Raw genomic sequence first — 16,372 nt, 5'->3', positions numbered from 1 at the left:
CGCCGTTTGTGGCGACAAAGCTGCCGCCCGCCACGTGCAGTGCGCCAGTGCCACGGTTCCCCACACGAATTTGAGCCGCGGCGTTCGTGATGTTGCGGTACTCCCCGCCAGTGATCGTGAACTGACTGCGCTGCGCATTTGTCCAGAGAAAGTCGCCGATGAGCAGGTTTCGGATATGGATGATCGTGCCGCTGGCCAGATTGAGAAGGCCTGTTGCGGAGGCGTAAAAACTGGGCGCGGAGGCGCCAACAGTCAGATCGACCCAGTTGGTGAGGGTACCGCCATTGATCGTAAGAATTCCAGTCTCACGGGCGCCCAGAGCCAGACTGCCGCGGATCAATGTGGTGCCGCCGAACAAATTCACATATGCCACAGGCCCAGGCACTGTGCCGTCAAACGCGACTTCCAATGAGGGTAGGTGATCCCAAACACCGCTGTACTGGGTCAACGAGGCGTTCCGATCGATCCGCGTCTGACCCATGTTACGAGTGTAGAGGAGACCATTATTGGTGATGATCAGCTGAGCTGCTCCACCGAGGTAAAAACCAGAATTTGTCACAAGCCCGCCATTGATCAGCAGCGTCATCGTCGACGGATGGTTGAAGCTCAACCCGTTGTTGTTGTTGCCCCCGACACCTCCGACGTTCGTGACGAAGAGCCATCGGCCAGCAGGCACGACGTACGTGCCGCCCGCCACCCACAGGCGGATTGTGCCGAGGGTCACATCGACGTTCTGCGTGACCGAGTAGTTCGAGCCTTCGGTGAAAAACGCGGCAGTGTTCGGGATTACGCTGTTGCTCCAGTTGGCCGCGTCGGACCAGTTGCCGCCAGAGAAATTCAGCCAGGTGTTGCTGATCAGTTGCGCTGATGCGGCAGGGGCGAGGAGACCGACGATGCAACCAAGCGTCAAGCGGATTACGGGTCCAAAGAGTTTGCGCTTCATTCCGCACCTCTTTTGGGCTCAACGTACCCGGTATGGAAGGTTACCAGAAACCCTACTATTGTCAATTCAACGGCCGTCATGGAGAACGCGAACCACCGGGCTTCCGGGCGGGCGCTCGAAGATCGGACAACAGAGCATCGGGCAGCAACTTGCGGAATATGTCGGTCCGGAGTCCGATCGCGTTGAACGGGATCGGGTCGGGTCCGAAGCAACCGGGTGGACGGTGGCCGGTCTTGATTTGGAAGTTGCCGTGTTCGGGGGCGAGGAACGGAGTCTCCGGCTCGGCGGTGATCTGGTTCGCGAGCCAGCGGGGGGCTGCGCCGCTTCTCCACCCGAGCATTTCGCAGCGCCAGATGTAGTTTCTGAAGATGTCGTTGCGATTCGGGTTCTCGGGGAGATTGGCCAGCGCAGGGTATCGGGCGAGGAACAGGGCGCGGTCGATATCTGGTTTCTCCAATGTGCCCGTGATGAACTCGCGCCAGCGCGCCTCGGCCCAGGGAGTGAAGCTGATCGCGGCGGGTGCGAGGGCGATCACGTTGCCGTCGACCTCGTTCTCCTTACCGCCGTGGATTTGGACACTCCCGAAGATGTTGTGACCGCCCGCTCCGCACCGCAGGAAAATGTTTCCGCGGATGACGACCCCGCAAATGGCGTCGTCGAGCCGGATACCGGCGCGCCCCACGTCGGCGGTGACCGTCTCGCCGGCTCGTCGGCCGATGTGATGCCAGAAGTTGTGGCGGAACCGGACGCCCCGGAAGGTGGGATTTCCCCACATGTCCGCGCCGCCCTGGTCATCCGACTCGGTCACCACGTGGGCGATTTCGTTCATTTCAACGAGGTGATCATTGCCGGCCACACGGAAGGCACTGCTGCGGACATGGTGAACGAGGCAATGTGCGATGCGGTGCCCGACGCCCGCCAGCGAAACGGCGGGCGTGTAGGTGGGATGGATGCGAGACAGATCGTGGATATGGCAGTTCTCTACGAGGTGGCCGCCCGGCGTCAGGGTGCGGCGATCGCCGCCACTGGCGAAGATGCCTCCTCGTCCCATTGAGTACACGTCGCAGGAGCGGACCGTGTTCGAGCGGCCGCCATCGAACACGATCGCGTCGCCCGCAAAGTGTCGGATCACACAGCCGGCGATGTACACATTGGTGCCCGCTCGGAACCGCAGCGCGTCGTGGGCGCCGTACTGCCACACCAGTCCGAGAAAGGCGACGTGCGCAAGGTTCTCTGCGCGCAGCATGGGCTCCGCGCAGGCGGAGACGACCCACTCCGTAGCTCCTTTGGCGGGCGGCATCGCGATGATGCGGTGGGCGTTGGGCAGCACCGCCCACTCGCCGGGTTGGTTGATCTCGCTGATGGCGTTGACCGCCCGCCAAAAACCACCCTTGCGGAAGCCGTACGTGTGCCACGGTGGTTCCAGGTGGATGCGGCGTGCTGCGGTCTCGATCGCGCGGACGTGTTCGTAGGAATCCGCCCAGCGGTGATGCCAGTAGCCATGCAACAGCAAAGCCGGTTCGTTGGTCCACCGCGCCGGCCGGTCGCCGTCATACCCGAGGATCCCTTCCTTGACGGCGCCGGTGGTACGGCCGTGTGCCAGCACCGGATTGGTGCCGTGGACGGAGACGAGTGGCACCCAGCCATCGTCCGGCCAAGCGGCGCGCGGCAGCGCACCGCCATCCGCGAAGAGTTCCAGCGTGGGGATGGTGCGAAAACCTCGGCCGGACGCGAAGCCCCCCAGGACCAGCGGCGGGGGGTTGGTCAGGCCGTGCGCGGCGAGGTCGAACTCGATCAACCGGTCGGCGATGTCCGGATCGACGAGCGCGCGGTAAGAGTCGGAGAGCGGAGCGGGGCGAAGGCGGACTCCGCCGTCGAACTCGGGTGGTCGGTCGGGATCGGCGGCGCGCCAGACGATCGGCGCATTGGGTGTGCCGGAGTCGCGTGCGTCGAGGAGAACGGAGGTACGGATCGCATATCGGCCGGGCGCGAACCAGAGGATCGCGCCACCCGGCGGAAGGCCCCCGGCGGTGCGGAGGCGGCGGAGCGCGTCTCGAGCACCGTTCGGGGTGGCCAGAGGGCGCTCGCGCGTGCCGGGATTCGCATCATCGCCGTGCGGCGCAACGAAGAGCTCGATCGCTGGTTTCGGCCACTGTGGTAACGGGGAAAGGCGGTCGCGAACGGTTCCCGGTTCGGGATCGGCGAGGAGGCGCTCGGCCTCGTCGCGATGGGCAAGAGGCGCGTCCTTGAGAGCGAGAACTTCGCGGAGATCGGATCGCATGCGGTCGAGATCGCCCGCCTCGAGTGCAAGACGGGCGCGCGCGAGCAACGCGATGCTGCGCACCTGTACTTCCGCTGAGGGCATGTCGAGCAACCGGGCGACCAGCTCGCCTGCCTTCTCCGCTTTGCCCGCCTCGATGAATGCCGCGAGTTGAGCGAGCATCAGGGACGTCCGTTCAGCAGGGGCAAGCGCAAGCTGGTCCGAAGCACGCTCGAGAACCGCGGCGGGCCAGCTGGATGCGGCGCCTTCGCGGATCCAGCGGCGCAGCCGTTCGAGCGACTCGGTCCGCCAGAACGCTAGACTCTGGGCGTCCGCCACCACCTCGAGCAGTGCAGCCGCGGCTGCCGCGCTGCGGCCGCGCGCGATCTCGAGCTCGGCTTCCAGCCAGCGTGCGGCCACGCTCGCCGCGCCCGAGCCGCTACGAGCGGCCGTCTGGTCCACTGAGCGCAGTACATCGGTGGCTTCGGCGAGGCTGCCTCGCTCGATTGCCCTGACCGCGGCGTCCCACGCATCGACGAACTCGGCGGTGTCGGGCCCGTCCGCCAGTGCGAGTCGCAGAGAATCGGACGGTCTGAGAGGGACCGCGAAGACGGTTGCCCGCTCCACCGCCATGTCCAGTGAACCAACGCCGGCATTGGCGTATCCGATCCGGAGCGTCGGAGCTGCCGGCGGCGTGTAGGGATCCGTCATCGCGCGTTGGCCAACGGGCCAACCCGCCAAATACACCCGCATGGTCCGGCCGTCCCAAGTGGCGGCCACATGAAGCCACTGTCCGAACGGAACAGGAGGGGTGGTGAGACTCACCGCATGCGGCGGGGCTGGTCGGCCAATGGAGAAACTGAGCGTGCGACGGACGGTGTCTGCGGTGAGGCGAAATCCGTCCGAGTAGCCGTTCCCGACGGCGATCAACGTGCCGTTCGACGCCCCCCCATTGCCCAGGAGGCCGCCCTGTCCCTCGATGCGGACAAGCAGTTCCACGGAGAAGCCCCGGCCCAGATCTGCCGGCAACGGGGCGGTGAACGCGCCCCGATCGAGGCGAAGAGCGCGCCGGTCGGGTGTGGAGCCTTCGACCAGCACGGGGAAAGCCCCGGTGGTCGCGGCGCCCCGCTCAGCGCGGTATGTCAGACCGCTGATGGTGCCCAACTGCCCCGCGGCCGCCGAGCCGGTCGTAACGATGTCCGGCCTTACGGCAAACGACACGACCGCCGCAGGCAATGGTGGGGCAGGCTCCGGCGGGGGGGGAGGCGGCGGTCTGCAGCCGAGGAGAGCGGGAGACAACGCGATCACAACCATTGGGCACGCGATCAGCCGGGAATTGACTTCGAGGGAATGCATGGCCTCAGTATACGAGAAATCGCGCGTTCTGCATGATTCGGTGCCCATGCTGCGGTTGGAGATGGCGCCCGCGATAGCGACACGGCGACGAATGAGCATGCAGTTTGCCGCCCGCTGCGGCAGGGGGTATCGTCCTGATGTGGCCAGGTGCGTTAGGGTTTGGTTCAGCTTCTCTGTGGCGGTTTTCAGTGCGCTGGTGGCAAACGCCACCGTTCGCATCACTGAGTTTTCCGCTTCCAACTCGAGGACGATTCGTGACGAGTTTGGAGATGCTTCCGACTGGATCGAACTGGCGAACATCGGCACGCAAACGGTGAATCTTGCGGGCTGGCGGCTCACGGATGAGATCGGCAATTTGTCCAAGTGGGTGTTTCCCTCGACGAACATTGCACCGGGAGAATACTGGGTCATCTTTGCTTCCGGCCGGAACCGCGCGACGCCGGGCCGAGAGCTGCACACCAATTTTGAGTTGAAAAAGGACGGCGAATATCTGGCGTTAGTGGCCTCAAACGGGGTGATTGTGCAGGCGCTGAATCCTTTCCCGACGCAGGCGACCGATGTGGCCTACGGCCTGCTGCCCGCCACGACCTCGATGACGTTGGTGGTCCGGACTAACGCTCCCTGTCGCTACCGAGTGCCGGACGCCGATCCGCCGTCCGAGTGGGTGTTCGAATGGTACGACGACAGCGCGTGGCCCACCGGACGCACCGGTGTGGGGTTTGGTGCGAACTACTCGAATTATCTCGGGTCGACGGTATCGAACGAAATGTTCAACCGGCGGACCGCGGTGCAGATCCGTATTCCGTTCGTCGTCGAGCGGCCTGCCGCGGTGCAGTCGCTGACGCTCGAGATGCAGTTTGACGACGGCTACATGGCCTGGATCAACGGTCGCGCGATTTGGGCGACGAACCTCTCCTTGGCCTATTTGCCGCCGAACTGGAATTCCACCGCAACGGCGGAGAATGATGGTCACCAGGTCTCGCAGGTCGGCATCCGGAAGCCGTGGTCACGGCTCGTTGTTGGCACCAACGTACTGGCGATCTACGGCTTCAATCGGGCGACGAACAATTCGGATCTACTCATTCGCGCAGGGCTCGTCGCGACGACCGAGCAGTACAGCGTGAACAGCACGAACTGGGCGTTCTTTTATCCGCCGACGCCCGGCGCGCCGAACGTTCCGCAGAACCAGGTGCGGGGGCCGGTCATTGAGAGCGCCTACAGTTCGGGCCGCCCGATCCCGGCGGGACAGAACCTGGTGCTGACCGCAGCGGTGCGTCGGGTCGCCTCCGACATTCAGTGGGTGCGGGCCTACTACGTGGTGATGTTCGGATCCGAGACTGCAGTTTTGCTCAAGGACGATGGCGTGGCGCCGGACGCGGCGGCGGGAGATGGAACTTTCAGCGGCACGGTGCCGACGGGGGTGATGGCCGTCCCCGGCCAGATGGTCCGGTGGCGCTACGAAGCGAGGGACAAGGCGGGGGGTGTCACTCTGCTGCCGCCGTTCTCGGATCCGTGGGACAGCTCGCAGTACTTCGGCACGGTCATGGAGGATCGGACCATCACCAGCCGTCTTCCGCTCGTGCATGTGTTCATGCCGAACTGGAGCGCCGCCTACAACGAGGTTGGTACCTACGGGTGCGTCTGGCACCTTGACGAATTCTACGACCGTGTGCGGTTCGATCTGCACGGCCAGAGCACCTCCGGTGGCGCCTTTCCGAAGAAGAGCCTCAACCTCGATTTCCCGTCGGACCATCGCTTCCACTACGGAGGACCCCGCCGGGTGAAGGACATTGATCTGCTGTCCAACTGGGCGGACAAGGCAAAGGTGCGCAACGTGATTCCGGCGGAATGGTTCGCCGCGTTCGACATGCCGGCGCATTTTTCCTTCCCCGTCCGCGTGCATTCGAACGGCGTGTTTTTCTCGACGTACGATTTGATAGAGGACGCGGACAACCGTTTCATCGAGCGGCTGGGTTTCGACGGGGACGGCGCGCTCTACAAGATGTACCAGGCGCTGACCTCGTCGGTGGTGTATGCGGAGAAAAAGACGCGGCGCGACGAGCCGAACACCGACCTGCAGGAGCTGATTGATGCGCTCAATCCTGCGCGTCCGCTGGCGGAACGCTCGCGGTGGGTGTTTGACAACGTGGACATTCCGCGCGCGGTGAACTACTTTGCCGCCCGTGCGGTGATCAACGACGTCGACCACGGGCACAAGAACTACTACCTCTACCGTGATTCGGAGGGCAGTCTGCTCTGGATGCTGCTGCCGTGGGACGTGGATCTCTGCCTGGGGCATCGATGGACGTCGACCTACAATTATTTCGACCCGAACGTCTACACGAACGAGAGCTATCTGAGCGGTAGCGGCAATCGGTTGTACCGCGCGCTGCTTGACACTCCCGCGGTTCGCTCGATGGTTGCCGCGCGCATGCGCACCGCGATGGACCGTTTTCTGGGGCCGCCTGGCACGACGAACGGTTGGTTCGAGCAGCGGATCCGTTGGTGGCTGGACCAGCTCGACCCGCCCGATGTCGCGGTGTCGGATGCGGACCTCGACTACGCAAAGTGGGGATCGTGGACGCCGTGGCAGACCGCGCGCGAGGCGGGCGACGAAATCCTGAATTTGTTCCTGCCGGGTCGACGGTGGTACCTGGAGACCCAGACCGTTACGAACGGGGGGTTGATCCCGATGTCGCCGCCCGACTTCTCGCGAGTTGCGATCCGACGGATCGAATCGTCGCCGCCCTCGGGCAATCAGGACGAGGAGTACATCGAGCTGGTCAACACCAACTCGTGGCCGGTGGATCTCTCCGGCTGGTCGTTCAGCAACGCGGTGCGATTCGTGTTTCCGGGCGGAACGATCCTGCTGCCGGGTTCGAATCTCTTTGTTTGCGCCGACTTCTGCGCGTTTCGGACGCGGCCGGTCTCGCCGCGGTCCAACGAGATGGCGTATGTGACGGGACCGTTTGCGGGGCATCTGTCCTCGTGGGGTGAATCGGTGGAGCTGTGGGACCACCGTGGTCGGCTGGTGGCGGCGACGAACTATCCGCCGTCGCCTTCCGCCTGGCAGCAGTATCTGCGGGTCACGGAGATCATGTTCCATCCGACCCCGCCGCCAGCGAGCTCCCCTTGGACGGACGATCGGGAGTTCGAGTGGCTCGAGCTGGCCAATCTGGGTGATGCGCCGCTCAATCTGAAGGGGGTTCGATTCACCGCGGGCATCCAGTGGGGATGGACGAACGACGTCTGGCTTCCGCCGGCGGGGCGGGTGGTGGTGGCGCGAAACCCGGCGGCGTTTGCGTCGCGATACGACACGAACGGCATCGTCGTATTCGGCCCCTGTGAGGGGTATCTGGACGATAGCGGGGAAGAGCTGAAACTCGAGGATCCGAACAACGAGACGATTCTCGAGTTCGACTACAACGACGCGTGGCAGCCGGCAGCGGATGGCGAGGGTGCCTCGTTGGTGATCACGAATCTGGCCGCACCGCACTCGGAGTGGGGACGGCGGGAACACTGGGGCGCGTCATGGGTGTGGCAGGGCACACCCGGCCGACCGGAGCCGGGAATGGGACCGGCGTGGGTTCTGATCAACGAATGGCTCGCTCACGGTGACGTAACGCCCGACTGGATCGAGCTGTACAACCCCGGTGAGTTCGCGGTGGACATTGGCGGGTGGTGGCTGAGCGACGATCTGGCCCGTCTGCGCAAGTTTGTGATTCCGGCCGGCACGGTGATTCCGCCGGGCGGTTACCTCGTCCTCGGCGAGTCCGCGTTCAACTCGACGAACCACCCTGGTTGCGTGGTGCCCTTCGCGCTCAGTGAACTGGGTGAGGAGATTCATCTGACCGCGGTCACCAACGGTGTGGCGACGTCCTGGCGACAGAGCGTGGTATTCGAAGCATCGGACCGGGAGGTGACGTTCGGGCGACATCTTCGTTCGGACGGTGTGGTCAAGTATCCGCCGTTGTCGGCGCCCACCCCGGGCGCGCCGAACGCGCCGCCGAAGGTGGGCCCCGTGACGATCACGGAGATTCTGTACGCGCCGCTGGCGGGCGGGGTGGAGTACGTTGAGATTCTTGCAGTGACCAACGGACTGGTACCGCTCTACGAGGTCACCGCGCCGACGAACCGATGGCGGGTCAGCGGCGGCATCGCGTTCACGTTCCCGCCAAACACGGTGTTGACCGGCCGGCAGTACGCGCTGGTGGTGGGGGGAGATCCGGTCGCGTTTCGAGCCTCGAACTCGATTCCGCGGCACATCCAGATCTTTGGACCGTTCACCAATGTATTGGACAATGCCGGTGACACGGTTCGGCTCCGCAAACCGGGGTATCCGAACGCGGACGGGTTTGTGCCGTTCATTCTGGCGGACGAGGTCGAGTATGATGATGTGTGGCCATGGCCGCCAGCGGGTCGGCTGGACGGACGTTCGATCGAAAAGATCCGGCCGACATGGTACGGAAATGATCCCGCCCATTGGAGGGCGGGTGTCCCTCGTGGTACGCCCGGCGGGCCGTGCTCGAACGGCGACGCGAACACGAACGGTATCCCCGACGAGTGGGAGTTGGTCCAGTTCGGGAGTCTTGGCCCCTCCAACGCGCTCGCGGACCGCGATGGCAACGGCCGCGCAGATCTGTTGCAGTTTCTCGACGGCTCAGGTGTGAGCAATGCACTGACCGAACTGATGTTGGTCGCAGTGTCGAATCGGAGCGGGTTAGTTTCGTTCGAGGCGCGACGCGCTGAGGGGCCGGGCTACCAGGGCCGACGGCGATACTACGCGGTGGAGACGACCACCTCCCTGACGGCGGGAGTCTGGAGTCCGTTGCCCGGCTTTATGCGCATTGAGGGTGCGGGGCAAACAGTGGTGGTGACGAACGGGCCGGCCCCTTCGAGCCGGATGTTGAGGGTCCGTGCATGGTTGGAGGAGCTACCCGAGTGAGCCGGCGGCCCTGGTGGCTGGCGATCGCACTGGCGGGCGCGGCGGTGGCGGCGGAGCCTTTGCCGCGAGTATTGATCATTGGTGATTCGATCTCGATCGGTTACACACCGCACGTCCGCGTGTTGCTGCAGGGGCGCGCGGAGGTTTTCCATAACCCCGGCAACGCGATGCACACCCGCCACGGTCTTGCGCAGCTGGATGCGTGGCTGGGAACAGATCGGTGGGATGTGATTCATTTCAACTTCGGGCTTCATGATCTGAAGCATGTCACCGCCGAGGGCAGCAACGCGCTGGCGAAGGGGCAGGGGACGCGGCAGGTGGATCTGCCCGAGTACCGGCGAAACATCGAGGCGATTGGCCGGCGCCTGCTCTGCTGCGGTGCGCGCGTCATCTTTGCGACCACCACACCCTATCCGGAGGGCACGTCGCCCTACCGGGATCCGGCCGACTGCGCGCTGTACAACGACGCCGCATTATGCGTGCTGCGCCCGTTGGGTATTGCGGTGAATGATTTGGCGAGGCTGGCGCTGCCGAACCTCGGGCGTTGGCAACGGCCGCGCAACGTCCACTTCAATGAGGAGGGGAGCCGTGCGCTGGGGGAAGCGGTTGCGCAGGAAATCTGGCGTGCGCTGGGCGGGCGGCCCGATGACATAACCAGTTTCCGCTGAAGCGCTCGATGCACTCTACCGCTTGCGGAACATGTCTGCTCTTGGCGGGGCTGGTGTCGCCCGCGGTGGCCGGCCCGATCGTCTCGAATCTTCTGGCCGGATACGACGAAATCGCGACGGTGCGTTGTGACGTCCATCGCGAGGCGACCGGTCCCCAGGGAACGGTTCGACGACTGAGCCGCGTGATCTGGGCGAGGCCCGATCGGCTGCTGTCGGAGACCTTCTCGCCGTTGCGGCGGCGGGTGGTGTCGGATGGAACGACGTTTTGGAGCTATGTCGAGGGGGATCTTTGGGGATTCTCGCGGGCTGTGGCCGAGCTAGACGAGGACATGCGGCGGTCGCTCCTGGTGGTGCCGGGCACTCCGATGGACCTGTTGCTGAGGTGGGCGACCGCGCCGGAACGGGAGCAGGGGCCGCCCTCGAATGGCTGGCGGAGGATCGTGATCGGCGGGACGCCGGCGGGTGAAGTCGTGCTCGATCCGGCGGGCCGACCCGCGCAGATCGCGATTTATCGTCCCGAGGGTGGCGAGGAGCCGCTGGCGGTGTGGACGTACAGCGGGTGGGTGCGCAGTTCCGGCGGGGCATGGATCCCGACCCGGCACGATGTCGTGCTGAGGGGGCCGAGCGAAATGCTTCGCGAAACGACCCGATTTGAGAATTACCGTGTCGGTACGCCCGTTGAGACGGAGGAGTTCAATCGGGCGGTGCGGGCGCTGCAGCATCTTCGTTTCACGAACGAGTGGTCGGTGATCTACGGCGCCTCGCCCGCGCCGCGGTAAAGGCGGATCCAGAGAGGATTGCGGCGCCGCGCTATGGTTGGCTGCGAGAGATCTCGACCAGCCGCTGACGGAGCGAGCGCCGGAGTTCCGGCGCGACCGGCGCCGCTGCGGCCTCTTCCAGCGCCTTGCGCAACTCTTGTGGTGGCAGCGCGGAGGGGTGTGCGGCGAGGGAGAGGATCGCTGCGGCCGCTTCGTCGGCCAGCTGGCCGGAGAGCATCGCGCGGGCTTTGTGCAGCGACGCCGCACAGGGGACCTGGCCGAGCGCGGCGAGGAATGCGCGGCGGTCGTCATCGGTGGCCAACAGCGGTTCGAACGCAAGCAGGCGCTCGGCCTTTTCACCGAGCGGTCGGTCGCCGGCGGCTGTCCACCCCAGCGCGGCGCGCAGTGCAAGCTGCTGAAGAGGGCCGGCGCCCTTCTGGTGGGCGACCGCCGTCAGCCAGTCCAGCGCATGGATGTCCGGCCATTCGGTTAACAGTCGGGCGGCGGTGTCGCGGACCTCAGGGTCGGTCGCGCTGGTGGCGCCGATGACCACCGCGGCGGCCGCTGGTCCGCCGACACGGTGGAGCGCCCGAAGCAAGGGCGGGCGCGCCGGCACTGCGGCGGTCTGCAGCGCGTTGGAAATGGCGGCAATGAGCGGCGCTGCGGGATCTGTGCCGTGTCGCCGCGCGATCACGGCTAGCAGCGTCCGTTCCGCCGCGGATATTTCCGCCGGGGCCTGCAGTGCGCTCCACCGTGAGAGCAACGCCAGCATGTCCGCGATGGTGCCGACGTCCCGCAGGGCGCTCACGGCTGCAACGCGGACGGCGGGATCCCCGTGACCGGTCAAGCGCACCATAGCGTCCGCTGCGGGCGCCCAGGCTCGGCGGCCGAGCAGCTCCAACGCGAGCGCGATGTCCGCGGGGGCGCCGGCGGGGTTGAGCCATTGCACCAGAAAGTGGTCGGCGGCTTCGCCGGGAAAGCCCTCGAGAGATCGGCGGGCGGTGTCAGAGTCTGGGGAGTCCGCGGTTCGGGCGAGTTCCCAGAGGCGGGGCAGTGCGGCGGCGCGGCCCCACCGGCCTATGGCAGACAGCGCAAGATTCCGAAGATCCGATCGGGAGTCGGACGCCAGTTCCAGCAGCAGCGTGTCCACCGATTCCGGGCGGTGGCGGATCACGGCGGCGAGCAACGCATCGCGCAGGGGCGTTGGGAGGTCGGCGAGCAGGTCCGCGGAGAGGCTGGGGGGAGCGGCCAGCTCGCCTCGCCGTAGCAGATGCGCTGCGGCGAGCCCGACGGCGGGGTTCGACTCCGTCCGCACGAGCGCGACCGCGTCTGCCCCGGAATTCGTCGCGGCACGGACGCGGAGCGCGATCGCGTTCGCCGGACGGGGGGGGGTGCCGAGGGCGTCAAGCGCCGGGAGTATCGACTGCAGCGGTCCGCCGCGGCGCAGGAGTTCGTCCGCGGCGCTCCAGAGCGCTTCGATGAGCGGCGTCGAGGGTGGCCGTTGCGGGTCGACTGCCGCACCGACGAGCTCACGGATTGCGGCGTTGTTCGCAATGCGGGCCAGGGCTCTGGCGGCTGCGGCGGCGACATCGGGGTCCGCATCGGCCAGGTGACGGGCGGCGAGCGAAACGGTGGCCTCGTCGCGGCGCCGGCCAAGACTGTCGAGAAGGCCTGCGAGCGGGCGGCCCGTGGTGCTCTCGGCAGCCTGGCGCATTGCGGCGGCGGCGGCGGGGTGCTGCAGCGTTTCCAGCGCGCCGCGAGCGGCGTCGCACCACTGGGAGCTGACGAGGTAGGGCCGAAGTATCGGGACGGCGGCCTCGGTGGCAACCGCAGCCAGTTCGTGCATCGCCACAGCGACCGCTGCGGCGGGAACGTTGGACTGGGTAAGCACGGCGAGGCATTCCGCTTCAGTTCGGAAGGGTGGAGCGCCGGCGAGGCAGGGCCGGGAGGAGGAGAGGGTGCACGCGATGAGGGCGAGCGCACGGCGATGCTGGAAACACCGGCGCATTCAGCCGAACAACCAGGGAGCGCGCGCGGCGCGCGAGAGAAAGCGATTTGCGTCCGGTGCGTCGCGAAAACGCTCGGCGGCCGGATCCCAGACCAGTGGCCTCTGCAGCCGCTGCGCAATGTTCGCGGCATGGACGAGGCTCATCGAGCGATGCATCACGACCTCGTCGGCGACCGGCCGCTCGCGGCTGCGAATACAATCGAGGAAATTGCGCACGTGATCGAGCGCGCGACCGGTGCGCTGCTGGTAGACGGCGAGCAGCCGGCGTGATTCGCGGAGCAGCGCCGGATGGGACACCGCCGGTACCGAATCGCCGTCGGCCGTTCCCGCGGCCCCCTCGTCGCCCTCGATCCATTCGCCGCAGGCGCCGCGCCAGTGTCCCCGGCCCGCCTCCAGTACCATCGTGACACCGTTGGCGAAGCGCAGTCGGGTTCCGTCGCCAGTGGTGTTGGGCGCCGGCTCAATCTCCACCGGTGCCTCGGGGGGCGGCTCGATTGCTTGTAGGCACTGCGCGATCGTATGCGCGCCCCATTCGCCGATCGCGCCGGTGTGGAAGTCGGCGTCGTTGCGCCAATTTCCGCCAACGTAGCGGGCGTTGTACGGCCGCCACGGGCATGGGCCGAGCCAGGCGTCCCAATTTGTTTCCTCGGGGGCCGGTTCAGGTTGGGGCGGCGCCCATTCCACGCCGAGCACGGTGGGTCCGCTGGCGATGTGCGCGTAGCAGGTGTGCAAGCGGCCGAGACGACCCGTGCGAGCCAGCTCGAACACGAGTACATGGTTCGGCTCGCTCAGCCGCTGCGTGCCGGTCTGGTAGATGCGGCCGAATCGGGTCGCCGTCTCCACTACTGCCCGGCCTTCCGCGACCGTCATTGACGAGGGTTTTTCGCAGTACACATCCAGGCCCGCGCGCATCGCCCACACCGCGGCGAGCGCGTGCCAGCGGTCGCCGATCGCGATCAATGCGGCGTCGAAGTTGGCGGCGCAGGCCAGCAGGTCGCGGATGTCATGAAAGATCGCACAGTCCCGTGTTTGGTGCTGCTGGTCCACCCTCATCTTCGCGGCTTCCCGGTGTGGTCGGTGCACATCGCACACGGCCAGCACCTGTACGTCCGGCTGGCGCAGGAACCACTGCAGAACGTAACGGCCGCGGCCTCCGATGCCGATGGCGGCCAGGCGAATTCGTTCGTTCGGCGAGACGGTGCCAGCTCGGCCCAGGGTCGCGGCCGGCACGACAAGCGGCCAGGCCATTGCTCGAGCGATGTGCGCGAGTGCCACTCGGCGCGGGATCGGTCGCCCGGCTGGGCGCTGGCTGGTTTTCGGCGTTCCTCGCATGCTGGGACGGTTTGGCGCCGCAGCATCACACAGTTTCGCGCGCGGCGCAAGGAGAGCCGAGGTGGTTAGGCGCGGCGGGCGCGCTCCACGTCGAGGATGTGTTCGATGTCCCGGACCGCCCGTTCGAGGTCATCGTTGACGACGGTGTGGCGGTATTCGCCTGCCCGCGCCAGTTCCATCTGCGCGTTGGCCAGCCGTTGCGCGATCGTCGCCGCTGAGTCGGTGCCACGGCGCAGCAGTCGGCGGCGGAGCTCCTCGAGCGAGGGGGGGACGATGAAGATGTCGACGAACGCGCGCGCGATGGGGTCGCCCGGAGGAGCCGTCTGCGCGGCTCGGCGGACACTGGCGGCCCCCTGCACGTCAATATCCATCAACACATCACGGCCGGCGGTGAGCGCGGCGGCGACTGGCGCTCGCAGCGTGCCGTATCGGTGGCCGTGGACGGTCGCGTGTTCGAGGAACTCGCCTCGGGCGAGGAGTTCATCGAACTGTTCGGACGAGAGGAAGTGGTAGTCTCGGCCGTTCACTTCCGCGCCGCGGGGGGGCCGCGTGGTGCAGGAGACCGAGTAGACCATTTGCGGGTGTGCGGCGAGCAGACGTTCGCAGATGGTTGTTTTCCCGGCGCCGGAAGGGGCCGAGACGACGATCAGCAACGGGGGCGGTGGCTCGCTCATGCGTGCCGCCGAGACGCGACGGGAGGGGTCATTCGATGTTCTGGATCTGCTCGCGGATGCGTTCCAGTTCGGATTTGAACTCGACGATCTCCTCCGCGATGTGGCCGTCGCAGCATTTGGCGGAAATCGTATGGGCCTCGCGCAACATCTCCTGCGCGAGAAAGTCCAGGCTGCGGCCGATCGGGCCGGCTTGGCGGAGCATTGCGCGGGCCTGGGCGAGGTGGCTGTCGAGACGGGTGAGCTCCTCGCTGATGTCCATGCGTTCGGCCGCGGTCACGATTTCGCGGAGCAGTTGATCGCGGGTGACATGGGCGGCACAGCAGAGGTCCTCGACGCAGCGGCGCAGGCGGGTGCGATGGCGCTCCGCCGCCAGTGGCGCAGCGCGGCGGATCGCGACCAGGCGCCGGCCGATGGCGGCGAAGCGCGCGCGCAGGTCGCGCGCGAGCGCGGCGCCCTCCGCCGCCCGCATCGCGCCGACGCTCCGCAGCGCCTGTCGCAGCGCACGCAGCAGCGTCGGCCAGATCGCTTCGGCGTCCTGTTCCGGGTGCTCGACCACCCAGAGGTCCGGAATGGCCGCAAGCATCGCCAGATCGATGCGATCGGACATGTGCAGACTTCGCGCGAGACGTCGCCAGGCTTCGACGTAGGCGCGGGCCGCCTCGGTGCGGACGCGGATGCGCGGCCCGGCGCCATCGGTGACGGCGACCTTCACGCTGACAGTGACACGTCCCCGCAAAATCGAGCGGCCGATTTCAGTTTGCAGTCGCGATTCCAGCGATTGGAGCTCCTTGGGGAGGTGAATCTGCACATCGAGCTGGCGCCGGTTCACAGTGCTGATTTCGACATCAATCCGCAAACCGTCGCGCCGCGCGGTGCCGCGGCCGAAGCCGGTCATGCTGCGTATGCTCATCGGCTCACGCCTCCGGGGCCCGCCCGACGCCGCGCTCCGCCAGCTGTTGCACGTCCTTGTCACCGCGGCCGGAGAGATTGACGATGACGAGGTCCGAGCGGCGAAGGCGGGCACGCAGCAGCCATCCGATCGCGTGGGCGGACTCGAGCGCGGGCAGGATCCCCTCAAGTTGCGCGAGCGTTTCGAAGCCGCGGATCGCGGTCGCGTCGCTGACCCACGTGTAGCGGGCGCGGCCACGATCGCGGAGCCAGACGTGCTCCGGGCCGACGGCCGCGTAATCCAGGCCGGCGCTGACGGAGTGCGTGGGGAGGATTTGGCCGTGGCGGTCCTGCAGCACGAGCGTACGTGTTCCCTGCAGCACGCCGGGCCGGCCGGCCGCGAAGCGGGCGGCGTGCCGGCCGGGACGAATGCCTAAGCCGCCGGCCTCCACCCCGACCATCGCGACGCCGCGGTCACGGAGGAATGGCGCGAACAGCCCCATCGCATTGCTGCCGCCGCCGACGCAGGCAACCAGCAAC

The 16,372-nt window shown here is 66.5% G+C and carries 10 protein-coding genes; 3 read left to right on the top strand and 7 right to left on the bottom strand.

The annotated features are described in order from the left end of the window. Together N2652_00210 and N2652_00205 are read right to left on the bottom strand one after the other, a co-directional pair. Positions 1-943, bottom strand: a 943-nt coding sequence (locus N2652_00210) for a hypothetical protein (GenBank protein ID MCX7817635.1), incomplete at its 3' end; no start/stop codon positions are given. 76 nt (positions 944-1,019) lie between these two features. Continuing rightward, positions 1,020-4,559: a hypothetical protein gene (locus N2652_00205; protein ID MCX7817634.1), complete on the bottom strand. Its 3,540-nt coding sequence runs from the start codon at positions 4,557-4,559 to the stop codon at positions 1,020-1,022. Between the two features lie 175 nt (positions 4,560-4,734). Between N2652_00205 and N2652_00200 the strand changes: the two genes are divergently transcribed. The 3 genes from N2652_00200 to N2652_00190 are packed head-to-tail and all read left to right on the top strand — an operon-like array spanning position 4,735 to position 10,951. Next, positions 4,735-9,504: a lamin tail domain-containing protein gene (locus tag N2652_00200; GenBank protein MCX7817633.1), complete on the top strand. Its 4,770-nt coding sequence runs from the start codon at positions 4,735-4,737 to the stop codon at positions 9,502-9,504. Further along, positions 9,501-10,172 carry a GDSL-type esterase/lipase family protein gene (locus N2652_00195; GenBank protein ID MCX7817632.1) on the top strand — a complete coding sequence of 224 codons (672 nt, stop codon included), beginning with the start codon at positions 9,501-9,503 and terminating at the stop codon, positions 10,170-10,172. The genes N2652_00200 and N2652_00195 overlap by 4 nt, the downstream gene beginning before the upstream one ends. Before the next feature lie 8 nt (positions 10,173-10,180). After that, positions 10,181-10,951, top strand: coding sequence for a hypothetical protein (locus tag N2652_00190; GenBank protein MCX7817631.1), 771 nt, complete (start codon positions 10,181-10,183; stop codon positions 10,949-10,951). Between the two features lie 31 nt (positions 10,952-10,982). Here N2652_00190 and N2652_00185 read toward each other — a convergent pair whose 3' ends face one another. From N2652_00185 to N2652_00165, 5 genes are all read right to left on the bottom strand, one after another. After that, positions 10,983-12,776: a hypothetical protein gene (locus N2652_00185; GenBank protein MCX7817630.1), complete on the bottom strand. Its 1,794-nt coding sequence runs from the start codon at positions 12,774-12,776 to the stop codon at positions 10,983-10,985. 162 nt (positions 12,777-12,938) lie between these two features. After that, the gene (locus N2652_00180) at positions 12,939-14,186 is read right to left on the bottom strand and encodes a Gfo/Idh/MocA family oxidoreductase (GenBank protein MCX7817629.1); all 1,248 of its coding nucleotides are present in this window, start codon (positions 14,184-14,186) and stop codon (positions 12,939-12,941) included. A gap of 149 nt (positions 14,187-14,335) precedes the next feature. Beyond that, positions 14,336-14,944, bottom strand: a complete 609-nt coding sequence (gmk, locus tag N2652_00175; protein MCX7817628.1) for a guanylate kinase — start codon at positions 14,942-14,944, stop codon at positions 14,336-14,338. Between the two features lie 28 nt (positions 14,945-14,972). Next, complete coding sequence (locus N2652_00170) at positions 14,973-15,854, bottom strand: YicC family protein (GenBank protein MCX7817627.1); 882 nt, start codon at positions 15,852-15,854, stop codon at positions 14,973-14,975. Between the two features lie 4 nt (positions 15,855-15,858). Then, a partial coding sequence (locus N2652_00165) for a pyridoxal-phosphate dependent enzyme (GenBank protein MCX7817626.1) occupies positions 15,859-16,372 on the bottom strand: 514 nt, incomplete at its 5' end.

It is taken from the genome of Kiritimatiellia bacterium (assembly GCA_026417735.1).
Classification (GTDB): Bacteria; Verrucomicrobiota; Kiritimatiellia; order PWTM01; family PWTM01; genus CAACVY01.
Note: the sequence above shows the minus strand (reverse complement) of the source record. Positions and strands in the feature narration are given on the sequence as shown.

Coding starts and splice junctions, on each gene's coding strand:
- N2652_00205 (MCX7817634.1), bottom strand. CDS start 4,559: ATGCATTCCCTCGAAGTCAATTCCCGGCTGATCGCGTGCCCAATGGTT.
- N2652_00190 (MCX7817631.1), top strand. CDS start 10,181: ATGCACTCTACCGCTTGCGGAACATGTCTGCTCTTGGCGGGGCTGGTG.
- N2652_00185 (MCX7817630.1), bottom strand. CDS start 12,776: ATGCACGAACTGGCTGCGGTTGCCACCGAGGCCGCCGTCCCGATACTT.
- N2652_00180 (MCX7817629.1), bottom strand. CDS start 14,186: ATGGCCTGGCCGCTTGTCGTGCCGGCCGCGACCCTGGGCCGAGCTGGC.
- gmk (MCX7817628.1), bottom strand. CDS start 14,944: ATGAGCGAGCCACCGCCCCCGTTGCTGATCGTCGTCTCGGCCCCTTCC.
- N2652_00170 (MCX7817627.1), bottom strand. CDS start 15,854: ATGAGCATACGCAGCATGACCGGCTTCGGCCGCGGCACCGCGCGGCGC.